General features: G+C 37.5%; 12 protein-coding genes and 1 pseudogene. 10 read left to right on the top strand and 3 right to left on the bottom strand.

Going from position 1 to position 9,457, the window contains the following annotated elements; translation table 11 throughout:
• The first annotated feature begins 96 nt into the window (after positions 1-96).
• The 7 genes from HMPREF1115_RS06855 to HMPREF1115_RS06825 all read left to right on the top strand — a co-directional run bounded on the left by HMPREF1115_RS06855 (position 97) and on the right by HMPREF1115_RS06825 (position 5,080).
• Entirely contained in the window at positions 97-531 is a 435-nt protein-coding gene (locus HMPREF1115_RS06855) for a sigma-70 family RNA polymerase sigma factor (protein WP_000182713.1), read from the top strand.
• 153 nt (positions 532-684) lie between these two features.
• Positions 685-999, top strand: a complete 315-nt coding sequence (locus tag HMPREF1115_RS06850) for a hypothetical protein (RefSeq protein WP_025170996.1) — start codon at positions 685-687, stop codon at positions 997-999.
• On the top strand, positions 999-2,075 hold the full coding sequence (locus HMPREF1115_RS06845) for an ATP-binding protein (protein WP_025170995.1): 1,077 nt from the start codon (positions 999-1,001) through the stop codon (positions 2,073-2,075). Before HMPREF1115_RS06850 ends, HMPREF1115_RS06845 begins: the two co-directional genes overlap by 1 nt.
• Before the next feature lie 2 nt (positions 2,076-2,077).
• Positions 2,078-2,695 carry a hypothetical protein gene (locus HMPREF1115_RS06840; protein WP_000750666.1) on the top strand — a complete coding sequence of 206 codons (618 nt, stop codon included), beginning with the start codon at positions 2,078-2,080 and terminating at the stop codon, positions 2,693-2,695.
• Between the two features lie 194 nt (positions 2,696-2,889).
• Complete coding sequence (locus HMPREF1115_RS06835; protein WP_000031886.1) at positions 2,890-3,477, top strand: replication protein; 588 nt, start codon at positions 2,890-2,892, stop codon at positions 3,475-3,477.
• A complete protein-coding gene (locus tag HMPREF1115_RS06830) occupies positions 3,467-3,727 on the top strand; it encodes a MerR family transcriptional regulator (protein WP_000183698.1) in 261 nt (86 codons plus the stop codon). Before HMPREF1115_RS06835 ends, HMPREF1115_RS06830 begins: the two co-directional genes overlap by 11 nt.
• 87 nt (positions 3,728-3,814) lie before the next feature.
• The gene (locus HMPREF1115_RS06825; RefSeq protein ID WP_001168506.1) at positions 3,815-5,080 is read left to right on the top strand and encodes a tyrosine-type recombinase/integrase; all 1,266 of its coding nucleotides are present in this window, start codon (positions 3,815-3,817) and stop codon (positions 5,078-5,080) included.
• 191 nt (positions 5,081-5,271) lie between these two features.
• Here HMPREF1115_RS06825 and HMPREF1115_RS12280 read toward each other — a convergent pair whose 3' ends face one another.
• Complete coding sequence (locus tag HMPREF1115_RS12280) at positions 5,272-5,457, bottom strand: hypothetical protein (RefSeq protein WP_002892741.1); 186 nt, start codon at positions 5,455-5,457, stop codon at positions 5,272-5,274.
• 28 nt (positions 5,458-5,485) lie between these two features.
• Here HMPREF1115_RS12280 and HMPREF1115_RS06820 point away from each other — a divergent pair, with 28 nt between their 5' ends.
• The 3 genes and pseudogenes from HMPREF1115_RS06820 to HMPREF1115_RS06810 all read left to right on the top strand — a co-directional run bounded on the left by HMPREF1115_RS06820 (position 5,486) and on the right by HMPREF1115_RS06810 (position 7,176).
• Positions 5,486-6,100 (top strand): CadD family cadmium resistance transporter, encoded by a 615-nt coding sequence (locus HMPREF1115_RS06820; RefSeq protein WP_000615629.1) that lies wholly within the window; start codon positions 5,486-5,488, stop codon positions 6,098-6,100.
• Positions 6,101-6,111: 11 nt separating this feature from the next.
• Positions 6,112-6,450 carry a Cd(II)/Zn(II)-sensing metalloregulatory transcriptional regulator CadX gene (cadX, locus tag HMPREF1115_RS06815; RefSeq protein WP_000711078.1) on the top strand — a complete coding sequence of 113 codons (339 nt, stop codon included), beginning with the start codon at positions 6,112-6,114 and terminating at the stop codon, positions 6,448-6,450.
• Positions 6,451-6,654: 204 nt separating this feature from the next.
• Positions 6,655-7,176: pseudogene (locus HMPREF1115_RS06810) on the top strand (HXXEE domain-containing protein).
• 36 nt (positions 7,177-7,212) lie between these two features.
• On the opposite strand, the gene HMPREF1115_RS06805 reads toward HMPREF1115_RS06810, so the two are convergent.
• The gene (locus HMPREF1115_RS06805; protein WP_000134326.1) at positions 7,213-8,460 is read right to left on the bottom strand and encodes a toxic anion resistance protein; all 1,248 of its coding nucleotides are present in this window, start codon (positions 8,458-8,460) and stop codon (positions 7,213-7,215) included.
• A gap of 21 nt (positions 8,461-8,481) precedes the next feature.
• Positions 8,482-9,288, bottom strand: a complete 807-nt coding sequence (locus HMPREF1115_RS06800) for a hypothetical protein (RefSeq protein ID WP_000835003.1) — start codon at positions 9,286-9,288, stop codon at positions 8,482-8,484.
• Positions 9,289-9,457: the final 169 nt, after the last annotated feature.

Here is a 9,457-nt window from a genome sequence, read left to right as displayed (position 1 = left end):
CCAACTGTTTCGCCGTTTCTTTGGTGTGCGTTTTTTCATACTCCATTCGGCAAACTACTGTGTTTCTCTTCCGTCCTAGGACGGAAAGGAAACTTTATGACTAACAAAGTCGAAGATAAACGTGAACGCAAGATTGCAAATGCTGTTAAGAGTGGCGATTGGAGCGGAGTTGATAAACTGCTCAGTCAAGCAATGGATAACCTTGAACGCAAGGAACGCTATTATGGCAGGACTAGTCTAAATGCTACTGTTACGAACGAAGGACGAGCAACGGAGCTTATGGATTTATATCCTGATAATACTTATAACCCCATTGAACAGTTACTTATCAAGGAGCGTAATGAACACCTCTACAATGTCCTCTCTAAGCTTCCAGAAGTTGACCTTCATATTTTCTTAGAAATTGCACTCTATGGCACTTCTGCACTACAACTGACGAAAGAGACACCATTCAAGAGCCATAAAACCGTTAAAAAGCACTATGAGGACACCCTTAATATCTTAAAAGAAGAACTCGGAAAATATTTCTAAAAAACTTTTAGCAGGAACTACCAATTTCCTGCTTTTTTCTCCTTATAGATAAGGAGGTAAGAAATTATGACCTAACACGAGTCCAGCTCAAGACTAAAAAGGAGCACATCGGCCTAACTCTACAAACACAATGAAAGATAAATGGTAAAAACTATGAAAACTCGTAATCGCAAAGGTGGCTACTCAGCCAATACAGCAACTGAATATATTGACATCAAACAAGCAATTCATTGCTTGAGCACTGAACTTGAACCTCAAATGAGATTTGAAGATGGTCAGCCGACAGGAGAAATTATTGCTCATAAAGCTTGGTTCTCTCAAAAAGGACTTCCACCCTTCCAAGTAAAATTTGAATCTGAGCTAACACTGCCAGCCTATATGACTATGGTTGAATTTGAGAACCTAGAAGCTTGTGAAGTTGGCTATAATGTCTATTTCCGTGCTACTAGTATTAAGGAGGTTAAATGATGACGAATAAAGAACTAGCTCAATACCTGCTCCAAAGTCTCAATATGGGACTTGGAGCCCTCATGCAAGGAGAAACCAGCTATACCAATAGCTTTGACACTAAGATTATGTCTGATGGCTTTCTGTTTATCCCTCGCTTACCAGCAGGTTATATCATTGATGATGAACTCTATCAGAAAATTTTCTTGATTGCCAATGCTGCCCTTTACCCACGTTATACCCTCTTAAAGCAAAATTCAGCCTATTTCATGGCATTAGATACTGATGACATACATGTTCAGCGAGGGCTTTTCTTTCCTTGGAAAAAAGGTGTTTCTGAGCGTTTAGTCATCTCAGATTTAGAGGAATTTTCAAAAATGCAGGAAAAAGATATTCTTCCAATTATGAAAAATCTCACTCTAAACTTTAATAAGGTCACTTCGCTAGCAATTGCTGGTAATAGTGGCTCTGGGAAGTCATATGCTCTTACCTACTTTCTAAGTTTATTAAAAAATTTTTCTGAACTTATTATTGTAGACCCAAAGTTTGATACGCCGTCTCGCTGGGCTCGTGAAAATGGTATTGCCGTCATTCATCCTCAAAAGAACCGTTCAAAATCAGATTTTGTTTCGGAAATCAATGAAAATCTCAGTAATTGTCTAAATCTCATTCAGCAACGCCAAGAAATACTTTACGACAATCCTGAACATCAATTTGACCATTTGACAATTGTCATTGATGAGGTACTGGCCTTGAGTGAAGGAGTAAACAAGACTATTAAGGATTCATTCTTTTCACTCTTGTCTCAAATTGCTTTACTTGGACGTGCCACTAAAGTCCACCTATTTTTAGTCAGCCAGAGGTTTGATCACAATACAATACCTGTATCAGTTCGTGAACAGTTGAATGTACTGGTTCAAATAGGGAATATCAATAAGAAAACGACACAATTTCTCTTTCCTGACTTAGACCCTGAAGGAATTGTTATCCCAATAGGTAAGGGAACAGGACTTATCCAAATCATCGACAATGAACATCCCTATCAAGTTCTTCCTCTTCTTTGTCCTACCTACTACACTAAGAAAGGTATACTCTAAACATGAAAAAGACTTTCTTTCAAAAATCATACAATCTTATTTCCTCCCTTCTTTTCGTTGGGCTAATTAGCTTAATACTCAGTTTCGCTTTCAATCTGCTTGTAAAATTGTTTGGAGATTTTGATATACCATCTTTGAATAGTTTTATCATCATTATCCAAAATAAACTTAGTCTTCTAGGAAGCTACACAAGCAAAATAGCCACCATACTTATACTAGTTGCTGTTTCTCTGATTATCGTTGAGTTAACCCAACGAATGATTAGCGATAGTATTTTGAACTACTTCAAGTCTGTCTACCAGACGATACGTCTGCGACAATTTCTCAGACAAGATGATAAATCAGAGTCTGCTATCACGTTTGATAATCAGACAACCATAACAAAATTCAATCCAATTCTTAAAAATTTCAACCAAACAGTAGGAAAAGCAACTGTTGATATCAGAAAAAGCACTGTTGTCGTCTTTCTCAAATATCCAAGGACACAACAAGCTCAGAAACTTCTGAGAGATATGGAAGCTCATATCAAGGAAGAAATTTCTAATCGTAATCCAAATTATTATTTTTCTTCACCTAATCGGGAAGGAAATAAGCTCTGGTTTAAAGCTACAAGAAGATAAGGAAAGGGCGGTGCTTGGCTCACAAAGTGAAAGCCAAAGGCACTGCCCTTTCAAACTCTCTAACTTAGCTATGTAATGGGGCTACTACGACCCCCATTACACCAATAATCAATAATCACAGTTTTGAAACAAGACTACCAAAATCACCCTAAAATTCTCCTAACAGATAAGAACTAGAAACGAGGTACCTGCCTATGTCAAAAGAAAAACGTTCTAACAAATGGGCTTTCCTTCTCTATCAAGAGAGTGCTCCTGAAAACTATTTGGAAATCCTTGAAGAAATACACGTCCCTTTTGTGCTCAGTCCATGGCATGATAAAGATGTCAATAGACAAACAGGTGAGTTTAAGAAGTCGCATAAACATGGCGCTTTGTTCTTTGATTCACTTAAAAGCTACTCGCAAGTCTCAGAACTTTTGACAGAGAAACTAAACACACCTAGTCACGTTGAAATCGTCATGTCCCCTAAAGGTATGTATGATTACTTTATCCATGCTGAAAATCCTGAAAAGACACCTTACGATATCGAGGATATTGAATCAGGGTGTGGCTTTGAACTTGATAAATTTCTTATAAGCAATAACAACGATGAATTTCTTTCGACTGTGATTGATACTATCGAGGAGCATAATTTTACAGAGTTTAACAATCTTGTCATATATGCTCGTGAGGAAAACCCATTACTACTGAGTGTTATAGTTGATAAAACCTACTTCTTTGCGAAATATCTTGACTCACGTCGTCACTCAGGCTATGGAAAGGACAACGATAATGACCAATAATGAATATGCCAAATTAACCCAAATTGAGCAATTGTTAAATACCTTATTAACCATCATTCAACATCAACAAGAAAAACAGAAAAGCTCTACCATCGTCACTCAAAAGGAATTGTTGTCAATTCTTCAGATTTCTCCTAATACCTTAAAATCGTGGGAGAAAACTGGTCTAAAGAGGCTTGAACCTCCTATAGAAGGAACACGTACAGTCTATTACAAAATGGAAGATGTTATAAAATACTTAACTCCTTAATCCAAAATGTGCTAAAATAATACTATCACAATAAATACATGTGAGGTTGTTATTTTAGCCTTTTATATCCGAACGTGAAAGGCTACTATGCAGAAGGAAACTATTATTCACAACAATCGAAAAGTCATTAAAACTACCAAGAGTAACGGAACTATTAGCTATACGCAACGTGGTGTATATATTGGTGTAGATGTTAAAACTGGTAAAAAAGTTACATCATCTATAACTGCTAAAACTCTAAAAAGTCTTGATAGGAAAATCATTCAAGCTCGACTTGAATTTGAAGCGAAGGGTTCAACTTTAAAAGAGACTTTGTTGATTAATAATTTCGAGGAGTTAGCTGAAGCCTGGTTTGTCAGTTTTGTAACTTGGGTGACTTCTCAAAATACAATCAACCGAGTTCGAAGCTATCTTGATACCTATCTGATTCCTAAGTTTGGAGAATATAGACCTGAAGAAATAAAATCTGCAGATATTCAGATTTGGGTTAACAAACTAGCTCAACAATCTAAAAAGTCTGTTGAATCAGGTGTTAAAAAATCCAAAAAGGGACACGCAAAAGATTTCGGTGCAGTTATCTATAAGCTTAGTGATATTTTCGATTATGGGATCACGAATTTCGAACTTTCTCATAATCCAGCTCGGACAGTAAAAATTCCTCCAAAACCGAAGGTGGTAAAGGAGAGAATCATGGTATTGCATGGAGAGGACTTGGCTACTTGGCTGAACTATCTGAATACTTTACCTGATACACGAGCTAATCGAAGATTCAAAGTTATCTGCGACACGCTGCTAGCTTCTGCACTTCGAATCAATGAGCTTCTAGGTTTGACGATTAATGATTTGGATTTTGATGCTAATGAAATTATCGTCAATAAAACACTAATGTGGAAAGCTGGAAATAAGAAACTTGGGATTAAGGGCGAGATTGTTTGTAAGAACAGTGCCAAGACTGATGCTGGCAACAGAAGAGTCGCAGTCCCGAGACAAGTCTTAGATGACTTGAAAGCTTTTCATGCCGAGATGAGTGATTATTTTGTGAGTCATGATTTACCAACTGTGGATCTAATTTTCCCGACAATTTATGGGAACTATATGTGTGACAGAAATGAGCGTGCAACGCTTAAAAAGCGTTTGACTGAGTTGGGACTACCAAACTATGGTTTTCACCTTTTCCGCCATACACATGCTTCTTTAATGCTGAATGCTGGTGCGAACTGGAAAGAACTCCAGATAAGAATGGGGCATAAGTCGATTAAAACGACAATGGATACTTATGCTGAATTGGCACCGAAAAAGAAGGCAGAAGCAGTTGAAATCTACCTCAAAGAAATTGCAAAATTGACGGCATAGCAAAATGACTACATTTATGACTACATTTTATATAGAACAATCTAAGAACGTTGATATCACGGCGTTTAAAGAGTGCTAGAATAACATTCACAACCTTTACAGAAGTGAAGTAAGGGTTTCAGTACACGTCAATAGACGTCAAAATATTGATTTTAAGTGATTTTTGATTTTTTGAAACTCATTATATCGCACTACAAATCAATAAAAACTCTACCTTTTACTCTACCTTTTTTAGATAAATATATCATCTGGATATTGAAGTTAAGCCCTGCTATCATTTCGATGGCAGGGCTTTTTAATATTTGGTACACTAACTTCTTATCTATATTTTGGTGGATTTTAAGTTGACATCTACAAAGTTTAATGTTAGAATACATTCAAAAATATATTTGAATGAGGTGTTTTATGATTCAAAATATTGTTACTTCAATAATCCTGTATTCTGGTACAGCCGTAGACTTACTTATTATCCTAATGTTATTTTTTGCCAAAAGAAAAAGCAGAAAAGACATCATTAACATCTATTTAGGACAATTTCTAGGCTCTGTTAGTCTAATACTGCTAAGTTTACTTTTTGCATTTGTCTTAAATTATATTCCTAGTAAAGAGATTTTAGGTTTACTCGGTTTGATTCCAATTTTCCTAGGCCTCAAAGTTTTGCTTTTAGGAGATTCTGATGGAGAAGCTATTGCAAAAGATGGTTTGCGAAAAGACAATAAAAACCTGATTTTTCTAGTCGCTATGATTACTTTTGCAAGTTGTGGTGCTGACAATATTGGTGTTTTTGTCCCATATTTTATTACCTTAAATTTAGCGAATTTGATTGTGGCTTTACTTACCTTTCTAGTCATGATTTATTTCTTGGTTTTTTCTGCCCAAAAATTGGCACAAGTCCCTTCTGTTGGAGAAACTTTGGAAAAATATAGCAGATGGTTTATTGCCGTTGTCTATTTAGGATTGGGGATGTATATCCTGATTGAAAACAACAGCTTTGACATGCTAAGGACTGTGTTCGGCTAGGAGAAAAAATTATGAAAAAAGATAGTATCTGTCAAGTGGATGTTATAAATCAACAAAATGTTACAACCGCAACGAACTACCTTGAAAAGGAAAAAGTCCAAAAATCACTTCGCATTTTATCAAAATTTACCGATAATAAACAGATAAATATCATCTTTTATCTCCTTGCCGTCGAAGAACTCTGTGTCTGCGATATAGCCTGTTTATTAAATCTCAGTATGGCATCTGCCTCCCACCATCTTCGTAAACTAGCCAATCAAAACATCTTGGACACTAGAAGAGAGGGGAAAATTATATATTATTTTATAAAAGATGAGGAAATCAGAGATTTTTTTAATCAACTAGGATAACAACTATTTTTACTACTCTACCATTCACTCTACCTTTTATTATGTAGCATTCTAAAAACATTGATGTACCAACGTTTCTAACAGCTAAAATAGAAATTATTTAATCTTTTTATAGAAGTTAAATAAGCATACCTAACTCAAAACGCCTTACTGGGCGTTTTTTGCTTTATTGGTTAGTAATCTATAGCTTTTCAGGAGAGATTTATGGCATTTTATCTTTGGATGTTCCCTCTACTCTTTATCTTTCACGATATGGAAGAAATTATCGGTCTTGTCCCTTAGATTCATTTCAACGAAACCTTGCTGGCTCAAAAGGCTCCAACTATTCTCAAGATTCACAAAGGAATTACAACAGAGGGATTTGCCCTTGCTGTTTTTGAGGAGTTTATCATTGTCTTATCCATCACTTTATTAGCGTATTTTAGTCAATCTAGAGTTCTCGAATTAGTTTGGTTGGTGGGATTTGTGGCCTTTTCACTCCATCTCTTGCTCCATATTGGACAATCAATTCTTCTCCGTAAGTATATCCCTGCTCTGATTACTTCTATCCTTTGTTTTCCTATCAGTGCTTATTTGATTACAGACATCGTACATTTGTGGCAAGTTTCGACTAGCGAATTTTTCCTATTTTCACTGGTCGGTTCAGGAATCGTCGTCATCAATCTCCTCTTTGCTCTCTGGCTTGGGAAAAAGTATTCCACCTGGCTTGTTCACAAAAACGAATAAAATCCCCTGCAAATCTACACTGCAGAGGATTTATTTTTATTCTTGTACTTCTTTCTGAGCAGCCTTTCCTTGGTCTAGAAGGGCTTGGACGATTTTCTCATCGCGGAGTTTAACAGAGTCGTTGATCATTTCTGCAGATTTGACGATGGTTGTCTCTAGTTGAGCACGTTTCTGGCGTCCCAACTCAATGGCAGCAACGATACCTTGGTTTTGAGCGACTAGACTTTCAGCAAGTTTGGTGACGGATTCAACAGCTACTGTTGGACTTTGGGCAATTCGTTCGATCTGCGGAATCACTTCCTTGCTGGTTTCAGCTAGCATCTGAAGGGCAGCATTGTTGGCATTGACAATGGCATCTGCCACGACACCTGATTTCATCGATTGTTGCAAAATACCAAGTTGAGCAATCGAAAGCTTCATGGTTGGAATGGTATTGCGACGAAGCATGCCCAATTTTTGGCGCATGTCCGATGAAACTTTGACGAGATTACGCATTTGTGGAGTCGTCGTCCAAGCTACGTAAAGGCGGCCAACATACTCTGTATGTTGTTGTTCAAGGGTATTGACCACTTCTGCCATACGAGCTAATTCTTGGGCCTTGGTTTGATATTCTACCGTACTTGTATCTAGTTGATCAACTTGAGCCTTCAATTCTGCAGCGCGATTCCCAGCTTCTGCCTGACTAGCCTCGATAAAGGAAATGACTCCCACTAGATTTTCAATGGATTTGGTATTGTCCTCAATCAGCATTTCAGCAGAAACAATATTTCGCGCCAGCACATCTTCTTGCTTGACCACAGCAGCAGCCATACCATCTAGCTTTTGCTCAACTGTTTTTGAGTCAAAATAAAATTCTTGCAGACTGTTCTGGCTCTTTTTAAACAATTTTTGCAAAAAGTTTGGCTTTTCTTCCAATTCTGCAATTTCAGCATTTTTGTATTTGGCTACAAAACCTTGGAGTTCACGGTTGGTATTTTTCAGCAAGTCATCCACCTGCGGAATTTGCAGTTTCTTCTGCTCGGTCAAGATACGGTTAACGGTACCATTGACACCTTCCACCGCTGATTGACCAAAGTCCAAGAGAGCATTTTGGTCTGTGACAAACTGATCTACCAACTGAGGCACGCGCCCCTTGATTTGCTCTTGTTGCTCAGGTCTTAGCTTTTCAAGAAAAGTGATCGTCTGGGCTGAACCTGTATTGGTCTCGATGATTTCGGTTGTCTTGTCCACTTTAGCCACTGTATTATTAGCAATCTGATCAATATCAAAATTAAATTCTGTCATGGTTACTCCTTTGTGTCTACCCTATTCTTTGCGATCTTTTCCTAAGATACGCAGGCTAATATCAAAATCGCGCATATCTGTTTCATTAAGTTCTCTCAAAACTTGATCTAGCTCAAGGTCAAATTGTTCGATGGCTGCTTTAGCTTGTTCCAAGCGTTCTTCCGCCCGATTATAATTTTTTGGATTTGCCTTAATCTTTAAATAGCCCTCTAAAATTGTTTGGAATTTCTCCATTTTTAAACTATGGATGGCTGTCAGCTCTTCTTTGGCTCCAACATCCGATGACTCGATTTTGTCAAGAATCGCTTGATGGTCCGCAGCAATATTTGCCAAGGTCTGAGACAATTCAGGCACCAATTCTTCAGGTCCCTTATTTTCGATGTCTACGAGACTCTCTCTTTCTAGTCGCTCTAGCTGGACGTCTATGGTCGCCCTTACTGAGCGAACCTTTTTATCAATGCGACTATAAACAGCTTCGTCAATATAAGATTTTAAACGATTAGCCTCTTGATGAATTTCTTGAAGTTCAATCAAGACCTGGTTAGCTAGGCTTTTATAGGCTGCTGAGCCTTTCTCAGACAAGGTCTCTTCTAACTGCTGGATATCTTTATCAGCCTGACGAATCCGCGCTTTTAAAAGCTCAATCTGATCTTCCAAAGAACGATCCTTCAAAAGAGGATAACGCCAACGCTTATAGGCTAGATAAGCCCCGAAACCTATCAAACCACAAATTGCCAAAGGCAGAGCTACCTGAACCAAGAGACCCAGCAAAAACAAGCCACCCCAGAAATAAAGGCATCCTTTCAATAATACATTACCCGATTTCATAAACATTCCTTATCTTAAGTTTATAAATCTATTTTAGCACAAAAGCTGAAAATGAGGGCGGAAAAGTCAACTAAAACACGGATTTCTTTACACTATAGCTAGAAAGATTCTCAGTGAATAAAAGCACTCCTTCCGACATTTCCTAAACCCAGAAATCAACATTTTAAGA

This window comes from Streptococcus oralis SK610, from assembly GCF_000257455.1.
Classification (GTDB): domain Bacteria; phylum Bacillota; class Bacilli; order Lactobacillales; family Streptococcaceae; genus Streptococcus; species Streptococcus oralis_CB.
Note: the sequence above shows the minus strand (reverse complement) of the source record. Positions and strands in the feature narration are given on the sequence as shown.

Bases quoted from the DNA above. Each gene is read 5' to 3' on its own strand.
- HMPREF1115_RS06855 (WP_000182713.1), top strand. From the start codon at position 97: ATGACTAACAAAGTCGAAGATAAACGTGAACGCAAGATTGCAAATGCT.
- HMPREF1115_RS06850 (WP_025170996.1), top strand. From the start codon at position 685: ATGAAAACTCGTAATCGCAAAGGTGGCTACTCAGCCAATACAGCAACT.
- HMPREF1115_RS06845 (WP_025170995.1), top strand. From the start codon at position 999: ATGACGAATAAAGAACTAGCTCAATACCTGCTCCAAAGTCTCAATATG.
- HMPREF1115_RS06840 (WP_000750666.1), top strand. From the start codon at position 2,078: ATGAAAAAGACTTTCTTTCAAAAATCATACAATCTTATTTCCTCCCTT.
- HMPREF1115_RS06835 (WP_000031886.1), top strand. From the start codon at position 2,890: ATGTCAAAAGAAAAACGTTCTAACAAATGGGCTTTCCTTCTCTATCAA.
- HMPREF1115_RS06830 (WP_000183698.1), top strand. From the start codon at position 3,467: ATGACCAATAATGAATATGCCAAATTAACCCAAATTGAGCAATTGTTA.
- HMPREF1115_RS06825 (WP_001168506.1), top strand. From the start codon at position 3,815: ATGCAGAAGGAAACTATTATTCACAACAATCGAAAAGTCATTAAAACT.
- HMPREF1115_RS12280 (WP_002892741.1), bottom strand. From the start codon at position 5,457: ATGTATTCTAACATTAAACTTTGTAGATGTCAACTTAAAATCCACCAA.
- HMPREF1115_RS06820 (WP_000615629.1), top strand. From the start codon at position 5,486: ATGATTCAAAATATTGTTACTTCAATAATCCTGTATTCTGGTACAGCC.
- cadX (WP_000711078.1), top strand. From the start codon at position 6,112: ATGAAAAAAGATAGTATCTGTCAAGTGGATGTTATAAATCAACAAAAT.
- HMPREF1115_RS06805 (WP_000134326.1), bottom strand. From the start codon at position 8,460: ATGACAGAATTTAATTTTGATATTGATCAGATTGCTAATAATACAGTG.
- HMPREF1115_RS06800 (WP_000835003.1), bottom strand. From the start codon at position 9,288: ATGAAATCGGGTAATGTATTATTGAAAGGATGCCTTTATTTCTGGGGT.